15 protein-coding genes are annotated in these 14,863 nt (G+C 64.3%); 9 read left to right on the top strand and 6 right to left on the bottom strand.

The genetic code is table 11. The features are described 5' to 3' along the window. The first annotated feature begins 50 nt into the window (after window positions 1–50). Window positions 51–953 (top strand): heme o synthase, encoded by a 903-nt coding sequence (locus JZY91_RS05690; protein ID WP_234948960.1) that lies wholly within the window; start codon window positions 51–53, stop codon window positions 951–953. Here JZY91_RS05690 and JZY91_RS05685 read toward each other — a convergent pair. From JZY91_RS05685 to mptB (JZY91_RS05665), 5 genes are all read right to left on the bottom strand, one after another. Continuing rightward, window positions 950–1,927: a quinone oxidoreductase gene (locus tag JZY91_RS05685; RefSeq protein WP_234948959.1), complete on the bottom strand. Its 978-nt coding sequence runs from the start codon at window positions 1,925–1,927 to the stop codon at window positions 950–952. The two genes, JZY91_RS05690 and JZY91_RS05685, sit on opposite strands and share 4 nt — an antisense overlap. A 10-nt stretch (window positions 1,928–1,937) precedes the next feature. Beyond that, on the bottom strand, window positions 1,938–2,861 hold the full coding sequence (locus JZY91_RS05680) for a heme A synthase (RefSeq protein ID WP_234949065.1): 924 nt from the start codon (window positions 2,859–2,861) through the stop codon (window positions 1,938–1,940). Between the two features lie 118 nt (window positions 2,862–2,979). Continuing rightward, complete coding sequence (locus JZY91_RS05675; protein ID WP_234948958.1) at window positions 2,980–3,771, bottom strand: ABC transporter permease; 792 nt, start codon at window positions 3,769–3,771, stop codon at window positions 2,980–2,982. Between the two features lies 1 nt (window position 3,772). After that, window positions 3,773–4,777 carry an ABC transporter ATP-binding protein gene (locus JZY91_RS05670; protein WP_370639271.1) on the bottom strand — a complete coding sequence of 335 codons (1,005 nt, stop codon included), beginning with the start codon at window positions 4,775–4,777 and terminating at the stop codon, window positions 3,773–3,775. After that, entirely contained in the window at window positions 4,689–5,111 is a 423-nt protein-coding gene (gene mptB / locus JZY91_RS05665) for a polyprenol phosphomannose-dependent alpha 1,6 mannosyltransferase MptB (protein ID WP_255695763.1), read from the bottom strand. The genes JZY91_RS05670 and mptB (JZY91_RS05665) overlap by 89 nt, the downstream gene beginning before the upstream one ends. Before the next feature lie 262 nt (window positions 5,112–5,373). On the opposite strand from mptB (JZY91_RS05665), the gene istA reads away from it, so the two are divergent. Together istA and istB are read left to right on the top strand one after the other, a co-directional pair. Next, complete coding sequence (gene istA / locus JZY91_RS05660; RefSeq protein WP_234948955.1) at window positions 5,374–6,864, top strand: IS21 family transposase; 1,491 nt, start codon at window positions 5,374–5,376, stop codon at window positions 6,862–6,864. Next, the gene (istB, locus tag JZY91_RS05655; protein WP_234947519.1) at window positions 6,861–7,601 is read left to right on the top strand and encodes an IS21-like element helper ATPase IstB; all 741 of its coding nucleotides are present in this window, start codon (window positions 6,861–6,863) and stop codon (window positions 7,599–7,601) included. The genes istA and istB overlap by 4 nt, the downstream gene beginning before the upstream one ends. A 50-nt stretch (window positions 7,602–7,651) precedes the next feature. Here istB and mptB (JZY91_RS05650) read toward each other — a convergent pair whose 3' ends face one another. Continuing rightward, window positions 7,652–8,875 carry a polyprenol phosphomannose-dependent alpha 1,6 mannosyltransferase MptB gene (gene mptB / locus JZY91_RS05650; protein ID WP_234948954.1) on the bottom strand — a complete coding sequence of 408 codons (1,224 nt, stop codon included), beginning with the start codon at window positions 8,873–8,875 and terminating at the stop codon, window positions 7,652–7,654. 148 nt (window positions 8,876–9,023) lie between these two features. Here mptB (JZY91_RS05650) and JZY91_RS05645 point away from each other — a divergent pair, with 148 nt between their 5' ends. From JZY91_RS05645 to sufU, 6 genes are read left to right on the top strand one after another with little or no spacing between them, the layout of a single operon-like run. Beyond that, a complete protein-coding gene (locus tag JZY91_RS05645; RefSeq protein ID WP_234948953.1) occupies window positions 9,024–9,749 on the top strand; it encodes a metalloregulator ArsR/SmtB family transcription factor in 726 nt (241 codons plus the stop codon). Beyond that, complete coding sequence (sufB, locus tag JZY91_RS05640; protein WP_234948952.1) at window positions 9,750–11,195, top strand: Fe-S cluster assembly protein SufB; 1,446 nt, start codon at window positions 9,750–9,752, stop codon at window positions 11,193–11,195. A 4-nt stretch (window positions 11,196–11,199) separates the two neighbouring features. Beyond that, window positions 11,200–12,372, top strand: a complete 1,173-nt coding sequence (gene sufD, locus JZY91_RS05635) for a Fe-S cluster assembly protein SufD (protein ID WP_234948951.1) — start codon at window positions 11,200–11,202, stop codon at window positions 12,370–12,372. A gap of 9 nt (window positions 12,373–12,381) precedes the next feature. Next, window positions 12,382–13,137, top strand: coding sequence for a Fe-S cluster assembly ATPase SufC (gene sufC / locus JZY91_RS05630; protein ID WP_234948950.1), 756 nt, complete (start codon window positions 12,382–12,384; stop codon window positions 13,135–13,137). After that, a complete protein-coding gene (locus JZY91_RS05625) occupies window positions 13,137–14,414 on the top strand; it encodes a cysteine desulfurase (RefSeq protein ID WP_234948949.1) in 1,278 nt (425 codons plus the stop codon). Before sufC ends, JZY91_RS05625 begins: the two co-directional genes overlap by 1 nt. Next, complete coding sequence (gene sufU / locus JZY91_RS05620) at window positions 14,411–14,863, top strand: Fe-S cluster assembly sulfur transfer protein SufU (RefSeq protein ID WP_234948948.1); 453 nt, start codon at window positions 14,411–14,413, stop codon at window positions 14,861–14,863. The genes JZY91_RS05625 and sufU overlap by 4 nt, the downstream gene beginning before the upstream one ends.

Below are 14,863 nucleotides of genomic sequence, written 5' to 3'. Positions count from 1 at the left end.
CAGGGCTAACATCATCCGAAGGAATGATGCCGAGGGTGTGAGGAGTCGAGTTGGAGACCATCAAGGCGTATTTCGCGTTGACGAAGCCGAGGGTCATCGAGCTGCTCCTCGTCGCCGCGATTCCCGCGATGCTCCAGGCAGACCGCGGCGAGGTGCACCTGTGGCTTGTGCTTGCCACGCTGATCGGCGGCTGGATGGGCGCAGGTGCCGCGAACACTTTCAACATGGTCGTGGACTATGACATCGACCAACTGATGGGCCGCACGCGCGCACGCCCCCTGGTGCGCGAGCGCGTGACCAAGCAGAAGGCCCGGGTGTTCGCCTGGGTGTTGCTGGTGGTCTCCGTGCTCTGGCTGGGCCTGCTCTGCAAGTCCTGGCTCGCAGCCGGCTTCATCATCTTGACCAACCTCTTCTACATCTTCGTGTACACGAAGTGGCTGAAGCGCCGCACCTGGCAGAACGTGATCTGGGGCGGCGCCGCCGGCTGCATGCCGGTGCTTGTCGGCTGGGCCGTGATCCGCGACAACGTGCACGACGGTTCACCCGACAATTGGTGGCAGGCCGTGGTGATGTTCCTGATCATCTTCTTCTGGACACCGCCGCACACCTGGGCGCTGGCCATGAAGTACAAGGACGATTACGCCCGCGCGAACGTCCCCATGCTGCCCGTAGTGGCAACCCCGGCGGAGACCACGCGCCAGATTGTCATCTACTCCTGGATCACCGTGCTCACTTCGCTGCTGCTGGTGCCTGCAGCTTCCTGGATCTATCTGGTGGTGGCGCTGGTCTCCGGCGCGGTCTTCTTGGCTATGGCGACGCGCCTGCACAACGGCGTGGTGCGCGGCGAGAACGTCAAGCCATTGAAGCTGTTCATTCTCTCGAACAACTACCTCGCCGCGCTGTTCCTGGGGCTCTCCGTGGACGCTGTGCTGGGCTTGCCCACCCTGTTCTAGGAGCTCGTGCTTGCCGACGTTCGGATAACCACCGAACCGGTTGTCTTCCTCGCCTCAAGGTCTTCGTGGGCCTTGCGGGCATCTGCGAGCTCGTAGGGTTCTTGTACGCGCACCGTGAGCGTGCCGTCTTCGACTGCCCGGGCGACGGCCTGAGCTCGGGCACGGAACTCTTCGTCGGTGGCGGTGTAGTGGGCCAGCATGGGGCGGGTGACAAAGACGGAGCCGGCCTGCTTGAGCTGCTGCAGGTCCACGCCCGTCACGTCGCCGGAAGCGGAGCCGAAGGAGCAGACCAACCCGCGGGGGCGCACCACATCCAGCGCGAACTGGAAGGTGTCCTTGCCCACGCCGTCGAACACCACGTCCACACCTTGGCCGCCGTTCGCTTCGCGGATCTGGTCCGCGAGGTTGTCCCCGTAGTGGAACACGCCGGTCGCGCCCACCTCCCGGGCGAGCTCGGCTTTCTCCTCTGTGGAGACGACCGAATAGACCTTCGCACCCTTGGCGGAGGCAAGCTGGGTGAGCATGAGGCCAACGCCGCCGGCACCGGCGGTAATGACTAGGGAAGTCTCCTCCGAAACCGGGTACGCGTCCGTAATCAGGTAGTGCGCTGTCATACCTTGCAGCAGCATTGAAGCAGCGACTTCTGGGGCGACACCCTCCGGCACGGCCACAATGCGGCCGCGGTTGACCACGGTTTGTTCCGCGTAGGTGCCTTTGCCCTCGTTAAAAGCGACGAGGGTGCCCTCCGGGATCTCGCCGGACGGGTCAAACGCCACACGACCGCAACCCTCTGAGCCCGGGACGTACGGCAGCTCACTCGGGTAGGCGCCGGAGCGGAAGTAGGTGTCGATGAAGTTGACGCCGGCAAAAGAGACGTCGATAAGCACCTGCTCCTGAGTAGGAGTGGGTGCTTCGATGTCGGTGTAGGTGAGGACCTCGGGCCCGCCGTGGGAAGAAACTTCGATGGCTTTCATGCCACCGACGTTATACCAGCAGGGGCAGGCGGCGTTTGCCGTGGGAGTAGAGGAAGGCGGAGAACGCGACCACAACGGAGCTCATCGCGATGTGCACCGGAATGGTCCAGCGCGGCACGCCCATGCGGAACTGGATGACGCCGATTGTCCACTGGACCAGAATCATGGCGACCAGTACCAGTGCGGTGTTGAACGCGTCCTTGGGGGCCTGGTGCTTGCGCAGCAGGTAGACCGCGATCAGGGTGAATGCGAGGTAGACGTAGAGGCAGGCGGCGTGGACGTAGGCCAGCATCTCGGTGTCCAGGGCGAGGCGGCCCTCCATGCCCACCCCGGAGTCGCCGGAGTGCGGGCCGGAGCCGGTGACCATGGTGCCGGTGACAAGCACGAAGCACAGCGCCACGGCGGCGGCGACCACGAAGCGGCGGATGCTTTCCGGGTAGCGGGTGGTGGGCGCGGCGTCATCGGTTTCCGCGATGCGCATGTAGAGCATGGCGGCAACCCACACCAGCACCATCGACGGCAGGAAGTGCACTGCGACGGACCACCAGCGAAGATCAAGAAGCACCGAGATGCCGCCGATCACGGCCTGCAGCACCACGCCGAGGAACGAGATCCACGCGAGGACTTTGATTTCCTTGCGACGGCCGGCGCGGACAACAGCGACCAGGACGGCGATGGATGCCGCAGCGACGACGAAGGCGAGCAGGCGGTTGCCGAACTCGATGGCCTGGTGAATCCACGGCGCCGCGCCGGCAACCGGGACCAGCGAGCCTTCGTGGCAGAGCGGCCAGGTGTCGCAGCCCAACCCGGAGCCGGTGACGCGCACGAGCGATCCGGTGACGGTGATGCCGCCTTGGCACAGCAGCAGGATCATGGCCAGGGCGCGCTGGAAGGCCACTGTGGGATCCTGCCAAGGTTGAGTGAGGCGCTTGATGCCGGTGTTGCGCGCGGCAGGCGCGGTGGCGTCGACGTGTGTCGTGCTCACGTGGGGCTCCCCTTATGCAACTTTGGATTGATATTCGCTGGCTAGTGTAACTGACGGGGTCGCGAACTTAGCCATCGAAACGGAACCAGCGGGACGCCAGCCCGATGCCGGCCGCGGCCCAGAGGATCAGCGAGACCCAGGCGAGCACATTGAATGAGCCCTGGAGCGATGCAGTGAGTGCGCCGGCCAGCGCCACGGTGGGCACCGCGTTCCACCAGCCCGCGTTGACCAGGTCGCCGGAGTAGGCCACCCAGCCGAGCACGCCCATGAGCACCAGCCAGATCAAGTTCGCCAGCGCCAGGACGAGCTCAGAGGACAGTGTGCCGCCCATCAGCAGTCCAAGGGAGGTGAACGCGGCTACGCCGACGAGGAGGGTGATCAGCCCCAAGATCGCGCCCGCGGGGCCCACCCGCCACCCGAGAGCAGCAGCCACCCCGCCGAGGACGACGATTTGAACCGCCACCGTGGCCAGCACGCCCAGGATTTTGCCTGCGATGATCACCCACGGCGGCACGCCTGAGGCGCCGGTGCGCTTGAGGGCTCCGTAGCGGCGGTCAAACGCCAGCGCGATCGCCTGGCCTGTGAACCCGGCTGAGGACGCGGCGACGGCGAAGACCATGGGCACGATGAGGTTGAAATCTGCATCGCCGAAGATCGGCACCTTTGCCGCCGCGACCAGCAGTGCCAGCGGGATGATGATGTTCAACAAAAGTTGCTCGCCGTGGCGGAGCATCAGTTTGGCCTCGATGCGCCCCTGCGCCGCTGCCATGGCGCCGAAGCTTGCGGGCTGCGGCTTCGGGGCGAATACGCCGGGCTTGAGGGCGGTGTGGAGTTCTAATGTCTCGTCCGTGCGCTGCATGCTAGCTCCTCAACTCTCGGCCGGTGATGTCCAAGAAGACGTCCTCCAACGTGCGGCGGGCAACGTTGAGCTCCCGAATCAGTACCCCTTGCCGGGCCGCTTCCGCGGCAATCGTGCCAATTACGTCGGGAGATGGGTACCCCTTGATGCGATAGTGCAGCCTGCGGGGCTCCTCCGCGCGCAGAGCGAAGCGCGCGAGGGTGCTATTCAACTGCTCCAGATGGAGGGGCTCTGCGGTATCGACAGCAAGGACTGGGTATTCATTGTGGTCCGTAAGCTCCGCAACGGTGCCCTGGGCGACCACCTCACCGCGGTCGATGATGACAACGTGGTCGGCGAGGGTTTCCGCCTCATCCATCAAGTGCGTAGTCAAGATGACGGAGGTGCCGTCGCGGCGCAAGGCGCTGACAATGTTCCACACTGCGCGGCGCGATTGGGCATCCATGCCTGCAGTCGGCTCATCCAGAAACACCAGTTCCGGGCGCCCGATTATGGCTAATGCTAGGGATAGGCGCTGCTGCTGGCCGCCGGAAAGCCTGCGGTAGGTGGTTCCGGCTACGCCGCCGAGCCCGAGGAGTTCCATCAGCCACTCCGGGTCATGCGGGTTGACGTTGTAGCTGGCGGCCAGCTTCAACATTTCGCGGACGGTGATGCCGGGGTAGGAGCCGCCGCCTTGGAGCATGATGCCGATCCGGTCCCGTACCTTCTGCGGATGCGTAGCCGGATTGACACCCAGCACGCGAATTTCTCCCGATGTGGGGGCCAAAAAGCCCTCGCACATGTTCAGCGTGGTGGATTTCCCGGCCCCGTTGGGGCCAAGCAGGGCGAGCACCTGACCAGTCTTGGCTGTAAACGAGACTCCGTTGACAGCAGTGGTGTTGCCGAAGCGCTTGACCACGTGATCTACAACCAGGACGTCACTCATGGCTGGTAAGTGTAGCCTTAGGTGCCGTGATCTCCGGCGCGCGCCTGTCTTCGCCTGAGCGCGGGGGAGTGGCGTGGTCAAGCGTTACAGCCCCATGCCGCAGCGCACCCCACCCCACGGCGGCAAGCGCGGCAAACCCCGCGGCGGCAAGAAGGTACACGGTGAGGACGGCGTGGGGGATCATCCCGGTGCCTGTCGGAAGGACGACGAAGCACAGCACGGCACTGTATGCAGCCAGCCCGGCGCGGGTGGCGGGACGCGTGGCCCAGGCGGCAAGCGGCACGATGGCCCAGAGGGGGTACCACGGTTGGACGACGGGAAAGAGGACAACAAGCACCAGGGTAGAAATGCCGAGGCCGCCCACGGGGTGCATGGCTCCGGTGTAGGTGCGCCACAGCATGATCGCCATGACGATGCAGGCGATGTGTGTCTGATCTGATGTAGTTGGTCCAGTTCGTCTTGGGAAGTAGGCCGTGTTGGCGGCCTGTTTTGGTCCGTTTCAGCGCGGAAAATTAGGCCACTTCCCCATGTGGCTGTGACTGGTGTGGCTCCTTTTTAGAAAGGGAAGGGCCATGCCGATAACCACCCCCAGTAGGTTTCTGTTCCTGAGAAATGTCCCATCTTCGTTTGGCCGCGAGGTCCGGGACTTGGGTTTTCAGGAAGGGACCAGAAAGTAGATGACGATCAGCATGACCACGATCGAAACTATCAGACAGCTCGATGACGAGGGAATGTCCAGACGAGCGATTGCCAAGGCGGTGAACGTGTCGCGCGCTACGGTCGATAAGTACGTTAACCAGGACGATTTCAGCCCAACCGTGCCGGTGAAGACACGCAAACCAGGCTCAATCGTGCTGGGTGAGGCGTTGTGCGCTGTGATTGATGGTTGGCTCGAGGATGATCAGCGCATGCCACGCAAGCAACGCCACACTGCGCAACGCATCTGTGACCGGCTGATTAACGAGCATGGCTATACGGGCTCGTATTCACCGGTGCAGCGCTACGTCAAGCAGTGGAAACAGGACCATAAATCCCCGGGGGATGGGTTCATGGAGTTGGAATGGTCACCGGGGGTCATCCAGGTCGATTTCGGCCAGGCAGAAGTCATCATGGCGTCAGCCGCAAGGGTTGTGCACCTTCTGGTGGTGACGTTTCCGTATTCAAATATGAGGTTTTGCAGGGCCTTTGCCGGCGAAACCGCTGAGTGCGTCATTACCGGGCTTTTAGATGTCATCGACACCGCCGGCGGGGTGCCGACTGAGATGGTCTTCGATAACGCGACCGCCGTTGGGCGCCGTGTCGGCCCGAAAGTGGTGGAATCGGAGCTTTTCGCCGCGTTCAAAGCGCACTATAGGACGAAGGCTCGGTACTGCAATCCGTACTCGGGCCATGAGAAAGGCAATGTGGAAAACGCGGTCGGCTTCATCCGCCGAAACCTGCTTGTGCCTGTGCCGGAAGTAGCCTCCCTAGCGGAGTTGAACACCATCTTGGAGTCCGGGTGCGCCGCGTTTGCTACCCACACCCACTACAAGAAGGCAGCCACGGTCGCTGAACTGTTCAAACAGGATCAGCAAGCGCTCAAAGCGTGCCCGTCGGTGCGGTTTAACCCGGTGCGTTTCGACGTGCGCCGCACCGACAAAACCGGCGTTGTCACCCTAGACGGCAACCGTTACCTGGTCGGGCCTGCCTGGGCGAACAGGCAAGTCACGCTGGAGTTGTCCCACGACACCGTCACCGTTTTAGACGACGACACCAGACGCATCATCGCATTGCCGAGAGTTTTCGGTACCGCAGACTCGACGGTGATCAACCCGATGAGTTTGCTGCCTGGGTTAGCGAAAAAACCCGGGGCGTGGACGAACTCACCGCTTCGCCATCACCTGCCGGACGCTGTCGTGGGCTACCTCGACGGGGCGGATACCGCTACACGCCGGGAGTTTTTCACCCACGCGCAAACCACCGCCACAGAATGCGGATTCGACGCCACCGTCACCGCAGCCGCCGCACTCTTAGAGACCAACGCCCAACCAACCGGGCCTCATCTGGGTATCGCCGCATGCTACAGCTCCCCACCACCACCACAACACACACGAGCGAACCTCACCACCTATGACCAGCTCCTTGCCACCACAACCACCTCACAGCATGCGGAGGTGACCTCACAGTGAGCACCGATACCACCAACAACAAAGACCGCGTGGTGGCTCTTGGCCGCCAGCTCTACCTCACTACCGCCGTGTTACGCCAGTGCGCAGACCATGCCACCCCACGCCAATGCGACATCCTCATTGAGCTCTTCGAAGCGGAGCTTTCTTCCAGGGCCGCATCAAGAGCGCGGCGCCTGATGCACCGCGCGCGTGTCCCGGTACGCAAAACCCTCGACAGCTACGACTGGTCCCCGGTCACCTTGCCCGCCGACATCACCCGCGAACACCTCACCACACTCGACTTCCTCAACGGGTGTGAAGACCTCGTCTTCTACGGCGACGTCGGAACCGGCAAAACACACCTCGCCATCGCACTGGTCACCGCGGCATGTCTCAGAGGCATCCCGGCACGGTTTTTCACCGCCGCAGGACTCGTCGACCATCTACGGAACGCGAAACACGCAGGCAAACTCGACAAAGAGCTCGCATCCCTAGGCAAAAACGAACTCCTCGTCATCGACGAACTCGGCTACATCCCCATCGACACCGACGGGGCAAGACTTCTGTTCCAAGCAATCGCCGACGCGTACGAACAACGCAGCCTGATCATCACCACCAACCTTGCATTTTCCCAATGGGGCCAAGTCTTCGGAAACGACGACATGGCAGCCGCCGCAATCGACCGCATCGTCCACCACGGCCGCATGATCACCTTCACCGGCCAGTCCTACCGCATGGCAAACGCCCTCATGAAATAGCCCCGAAACCCCAGCAACGCTCACACGGCCCAAAACCGTGCAGACCTGGCCTAAAAAACCGAGCCGAAATGGCCTACTACAACTTGACAAAACACAGCGATGGTGGCCCCGGTGCCGCGCGCGATGGCGATGGCGCTGTCCGTTGTGTCTCCGAACCCGAGGGATTCGCTCAGTTGGCCCGCTATCAAGCCGACGCTAGTTGTCAGCGAAAGCCAGCTGCGGATTTGCGCCGCGCCGCCCTGCACGAACGCCCAGCCGAAGCCCACGCCGCTGGCAATCGAGGCGACCGTAGCTGTGGCGCCGAGCACCGCCGACTGGATGGCTGCTGCTGCGGCAATGGCGGGCGCGGCGCTTCTGGCGCGCAATCGATTGCCCACCGCCAGCTCTCGGGCGAGCGCCATGCCCATGAAACCCAGCCCGATAAAGCCCGTGACCTTGACCAGGCCCGCGCAGGAGATCAGCGCACCGGAGCACAGGAACAGCGCCCAGCCCTGCGCTGCTGCGCCGGGAACCCGCAGCCGTTCCAGCCCGCGGCAGCCAATCTCCAAACCCACCAAGAGGAACCCGAGCATGAGTGCCTCATTGTGAATGCCGCCGATGAGGTGCAGGATCGCGAGTGGGTTGCATATGCCGAGCCACAGCGCGCTCGGGCCGCCCACACCCAGCCGGCGCCCGAGGTGGACGCTGGCCCACGCGGCCGCGAGTACCCCGAGCAGCGAAATCGTCCGGTGCGCCACTACTGCGGTAAAGATCGCGTCGCCGGTCGCGCGCGAGATGGCGGCTGCCGCTGCGAGCGCCACGGGGCCGTAGGGGCTCGGGGAGTGCGCCCAGATTGCCGGGACATTTTTCGCGAGGGGATTCAGCGGCCCCAACAAGTCCACCGGCCCGCCCCAGTACGGGTCGAAACCGTGCCGGACAATGGCGCCTTGCGCAAGGTAGGAGTAGATATCCTGCGAGAACAAGGGTGCTGTGAGGATGAGCGGTGCCGCCCACAGCAGCAGCGTGGTCACCATGTCGCGCGGGGTTACCCCGTTGGCAGCGGCGCGGCTGCCAGTGCCTACAAGCCGGCCGAGCCACAGCCAGGCCGCCACCAGCACTCCCACGCCCACGAGCGCTACCGCGGAGCCGCCGACCATGCCCCACACCTCGGGCCACGGGCCGGGCACCACCGGCAGCGCGCCCCCGCCAAGGCCGCCGAACGCGACGATCGCCGTGCCCAGGGTGCCGACAGCGCGCACCAGGTGCAGCTTGCTTATCGACGCTCCTCTATCCACGCTCTTGGATTCTAGGACTTGAGCTGTACTAAATACTGCAATGACCTGGTCTAGGCAACCCGGTGGGGCGAAATGAATTTGCGCACACTAGTGTTGTGGAAAGGCGAAGGCCCTGAGGGCTTTCACCAAATGAACGTCGTAAAGCAACATGCACGAAGGCGAGGTGGACTGGGTGGCAGAGCGAACCCGCAGCGGCGGCGGCGATACCCGCCGTGCCGTCATGGCGCAGTTGCTCAAGCGCGGCCCAGTCAGCGCCGCGGATCTTGCTGATGGCCTTGGCCTTTCCGCTGCTGGCGTGCGTAGGCACCTGGACGCCCTGGTTGCGGAGGGGCTGGCGGAGACGTGCAGCCCCAACCAGGTGGCCGGGGAAGAGGCTGGCCGTGGCAGGCCGCCGAAGCACTTTCGGCTCACCGATGCAGGGCGGGACCACTTTGGCACCAGCTATGACTCGCTGGCGCTGGAGGCCGTGGATCTGATCAAGGATCTTGGCGGCGAGGGCGCGGTGCGCACCTTTGCAAAGGGCCGGATCAGCAAGATCCTCGGCGGTGTGCGTTCTGCCGCGGAAGGTGAGGCGGACGATGTGGAGGCCGTCGTGGCAGAAGTCGCGGCGGCGCTGGAGGACCACGGTTACGCTGCAACGGTCACCCGCGCCGGCGGCGGCATCCAGATCTGCCAGCACCACTGCCCAGTCTCCGCAGTCGCCGCGGCGCACCCCGAGCTGTGCGAAGCGGAGCACGAGGCAATCGCCGAGCTTGTGGGCCGCCACATCCAGCCGCTTGCGCTCATCGCCGATGGGCACGGCATTTGCACGACAAATATTCCTCTCTCCGTCACTTCACCGGCGGGAGACACCAATGAAAGGAGCGGAGCTTAAATGACGAAAGCAACCCCCGCACCCGGTCTTGAGACGCCGATGAATGATGACCAGATCATCGAGTCCATCGGCGCCTACAACTACGGTTGGCACGACTCGGACGTGGCCGGCGCCTCGGCCCGCCGCGGCCTGAGCGCCGACGTTGTCGCGGATATTTCCGGCATCAAGCAGGAGCCGGAGTGGATGCTCAACCAGCGCCTGCGCGCCCTGGAGATTTTTGAGAAGAAGCCGATGCCGACGTGGGGCGCGGACCTCTCCGGCATCGATTTCGACAACATCAAGTACTACGTCCGCTCCACCGAGCAGCAGGCGGCCTCCTGGGAGGACCTGCCGGAGGACATCAAGAACACCTACGACAAGCTGGGCATCCCCGAGGCGGAGAAGCAGCGCCTTGTCGCCGGTGTCGCGGCGCAGTACGAGTCTGAGGTTGTGTACCACCAGATCCGCGAGGACCTTGAGGCCAAGGGCGTGATCTTCGTGGACACCGACACCGCGCTGCGCGAGCACGAGGAGTTGTTCCAGGAGTACTTCGGCACCGTCATCCCGGCGGGCGACAACAAGTTCTCCGCCCTGAACTCCGCCGTGTGGTCCGGCGGCTCCTTCATCTACGTCCCGCCGGGTGTCCATGTGGATATCCCGCTGCAGGCCTACTTCCGCATCAACACCGAGAACATGGGCCAGTTCGAGCGCACCCTGATCATTGTGGATGAGGATGCGTACGTGCACTACGTGGAGGGCTGCACCGCCCCGATCTACAAGTCCGATTCCCTGCACTCCGCCGTGGTGGAGATCATTGTGAAGAAGGGCGGCCGCTGCCGCTACACCACCATCCAGAACTGGTCCAACAACGTCTACAACCTGGTGACCAAGCGTGCCCGCGCCGAGGAAGGCGCGACCATGGAGTGGGTGGACGGCAACATCGGCTCCAAGGTGACCATGAAGTACCCGGCTGTGTGGATGACCGGCGAGCACGCGCGAGGCGAGGTGCTGTCCGTCGCCTTCGCCGGCGAGGGCCAGTTCCAGGACACCGGCGCGAAGATGGTGCACCTGGCGCCGCACACCTCATCCACGGTGGTGTCCAAGTCCGTCGCCCGCGGCGGCGGCCGCTCCGCCTACCGCGGCCTGATCCAGGTCAACGCCAATGCCCACAACTCCGTGTCCAACGTCGAGTGCGACGCGCTTTTGGTGGACGACATCTCCCGTTCGGACACCTATCCGTATAACGACATCCGCAACGACCGCGTGACCCTGGGCCACGAGGCCAAGGTGTCCAAGGTCAGCGAGGAGCAGCTGTTCTACCTCATGTCCCGCGGCATCCCGGAGGAGGAGGCCATGGCGATGATCGTGCGCGGCTTCGTCGAGCCGATTGCCAAGGAGCTGCCGATGGAATACGCGTTGGAGCTTAACCGCCTCATCGAACTGCAAATGGAAGGATCGGTGGGCTAGACCGATGACTGAAGTTGTAAACCCTGTCCAGAACGCGACCCCGCACAACACCAAGGGCGACGTGTTCCAGTCCTTCAACGTGGAGGATTTCCCGGTCCCCGGCGGCCGCGACGAGGTCTGGCGCTTCATATCCCTGCGCCGTATCCGCGGCCTGCACAACGGCACCTTCCCGGAACAGACCGACGTGCAGCTGCGTGTCGACGCACCCTCCGAGGTCACCGTCGAAGAAGTCGGCGCGGACGACGACCGCCTGAAGGTGTGCGGCGGCCCGGCCGACCGCGTTGCTGCCCAGGCGTGGACCTCCGCGAAGCACGGCACGATCATTTCGGTGCCGCAGGAGGCCGTGCTCGACGCCCCGATCGAGGTCACCATCACTGGTGCCGGCCTGGACAACACCACCTTCGCCACCATCCTGGTGGAGACCGGCCGCCACTCCGAGGCGACTGTGATCGTGCGCTACGAGGGCTCCGGCATCCACGCAGACAACCTCAACTTCCATGTGGGGGAGGGCGCGCGGCTCAACGCTGTCGTCGATACGCAGTGGGCGCGCGACGCCGTGCACATCGGGCAGCAGGCGATCCGGGCGAACCGCGATTCCGTCATGCGCCACACCGTTGCAGCCTTCGGCGGCGAAATTGTCCGCGTGTCGCCGCGCGTGACTTTTGCCGAGCCGGGCGCGGACGTGGAGCTCAACGGTGTGTACTTCGCCGATGACGGCCAGTACATCGAGACCCGCATGCTGGTGGACCACTCTGTGCCGAACTGCCGCTCCAATGTGCTGTACAAGGGCGCGCTGCAGGGCGACAAGTCCTCGGGCCTGCCGGAGGCACGCACCTGCTGGGTGGGCGACGTGCTGATCCGCGCCGCCGCGAAGGGCACCGACACTTACGAGACGAACCGCAACCTGGTGCTCACGGACGGCGCCCGCGCCGACGCAGTGCCCAACCTGGAGATTGAGACCGGCGAGATTGCCGGTGCCGGTCACGCCGCTACCGTCGGCCGCTTCGATGAGGAGCAGCTGTTCTACCTGCGCTCCCGCGGTATCCGCGAGGAGGAGGCGACGCGCCTGATCATCCGCGGCTTCTTTAACGAGGTCCTCAACCAGATTCCGGTGGAGTCCGTGCGCGACGAGTTGATCGCGCGCGTCGCCGGCGAGCTCGAGCAGAACAACAACTAAAGGAAAACTATGTCCACTCTGGAAATCAAGAACCTGCACGCAAACGTCCTGCCGACGGAGGAGGGCCAGGAGGCCAAGCCGATCCTCAAGGGTGTCAACCTGACCATTAACGGCGGCGAGACCCACGCGATCATGGGCCCGAACGGCTCCGGCAAGTCCACCCTCGCCTACACCATCGCCGGCCACCCGCGCTATGAGGTGACCGAGGGCGAGGTGCTTCTCGACGGCGAGAACATCCTCGACCTGGACATCGACGAGCGCGCACGCGCCGGCCTCTTCTTGGCTATGCAGTACCCGGTTGAGGTTCCGGGCGTGTCCTCCTCCAACTTCATGCGCTCCGCAGTCAGCGCCGTGCGCGGCGAGGCCCCGAAGCTGCGTGAATGGGTTTCTGAGCTCAACGCTGCGCGCGACGCCCTGGCCATGGATGCCTCCTTCAGCGAGCGCTCCGTGAACGAGGGCTTCTCCGGCGGCGAGAAGAAGCGCCACGAGGTCATGCAGCTTTCCCTGCTGAAGCCGAAGTTCGCCGTCATGGATGAGACCGACTCCGGCCTGGACGTTGACGCGCTGCGCATCGTCTCCGAGGGCATCAACCGCTACCAGGAGGAGACCGGCGGCGGTGTGCTGATGATCACCCACTACAAGCGCATCCTCAACTACGTCCGTCCGGACTTCGTCCACGTCTTCGCCGGCGGCAAGATCGTGGAGACCGGCGGCGCCGAGCTCGCTGACCAGCTCGAGGCCGAGGGCTACGAGAAGTTCATCTAATGGGCTATCTGCTTGCTGACGGCGGCGAGGGCGGCGTGTCCGCTTCCCCGCTGAACACCGACGCGATCCGTGCCGAGTTTCCGATCCTGTCCCGCACCGTGCGCGACGGCAAACCGCTGGTGTACTTGGATTCAGGTGCCACCTCGCAACGGCCGCAGCGCGTGTGGGATGCGGAGCGGGACTTCGTGCTGGGCTGCAACGCGCCGGTGCACCGCGGCTCCTACCAGCTCGCCGAGGAGGCGACGGACGCCTACGAGACGGCGCGAGACCGTATTGCCGCGTTCGTGGGCGCTGACGGGGACGAGATCGCGTTCACTAAAAACGCCACCGAGGCGCTGAACCTGGTTGCGTACGTGCTGGGCGATGACCGCGCCGGAGACCTCCAGGTGCGCGAGGGCGACACCGTGGTGATCACCGAGCTGGAGCACCACGCCAACCTTGTGCCGTGGCAGGAGCTGTGCCGGCGCACCGGCGCCACGTTGAAGTGGTACGCGATGACCCCGGACGGGCGAATCGATCTTGATTCGTTGGAGCTGGACGACACCGTCAAGGTGGTCGCGTTCACGCACCAGTCCAACGTCACAGGTGCCCATGCCGACGTGGAGGAGATGGTGCGCCGCGCACAGGAGGTTGGTGCGTTGACGGTGCTGGACGCGTGCCAGTCCGTACCCCACATGCCGGTGAACTTCCGGGAGTTGGATGTGGACTTCGCCGCGTTCTCCGGCCACAAGATGTGCGGCCCGAACGGCGTTGGCGCGGTCTACTCCAAGCACCTGAACGAGCTGCCGCCGTTCTTGACGGGCGGCTCCATGATCGAGGTCGTGCGCATGGAGGGCTCCACCTACGCTCCGGCGCCGCAGCGGTTCGAAGCCGGCACGCAGATGACGTCCCAGGTGGTCGGCCTGGGCGCGGCGGTGGAGTTCCTCGAGGAAATCGGCATGGCCAACATTGCGGCGCACGAGCAGAAGCTCACCGCGTACGCGTTGGAACAAATGCAGACTGTTGAGGGGTTGAAGATTGCGGGCCCGCTCACCGCGGAAAAGCGCGGCGGGGCGATCGCGTTCACGGTCGAAGGCGTGCACCCGCACGATCTTGGCCAGGTGCTCGACGCGGAGGGCGTAGCCATCCGCACCGGACACCACTGTGCGTGGCCCGCGCACCGCGGATTGGACCTGCAGTCCACCTCGCGCGCGAGCTTCTACCTGTACAACACGCTGGATGAGGTGGATACCCTGGTTGCATCCATCCGCAAAGCGAAGGAGTTTTTCGCTCGATGAACCTCGAAGCGATGTACCAGGAAGTAATCCTGGACCACTACAAGAACCCCCAGCACGCCGGCCTGCGCGAGCCGTTCGAGGCTGAGGTGCACCACGTCAACCCGTCCTGCGGCGACGAGCTGACGCTGCGCATCCAGCTTTCCAGCGACGGCGAGACCGTCGAGGATGTCTCCTACGACGCGGAAGGCTGCTCCATCTCCCAGGCTTCGACCTCGGTGATGGCTGAGGAGCTCATCGGCCAGAGCGTGGGCGAGGCATTCAAGAAGCTGCAGGCTTTCGAGGAGATGGTGACGTCCCGCGGCATCGTCGAGGGCGACGCCGAGATGATCGGCGATGGCGTGGCTTTTGCGGGCGTCGCGAAGTTCCCGGCCCGCGTGAAGTGCGCGCTGCTGGGATGGAAGGCGTTTGAGGCAGCGGCCGCCGAGGCCGTCGAGCAGAGGGAGGATTAG

The organism is Corynebacterium sp. CNCTC7651 (assembly GCF_021496665.1).
In the GTDB taxonomy this organism is placed as follows: domain Bacteria; phylum Actinomycetota; class Actinomycetes; order Mycobacteriales; family Mycobacteriaceae; genus Corynebacterium.
This window is presented reverse-complemented; position numbering and strand designations above follow the sequence as displayed.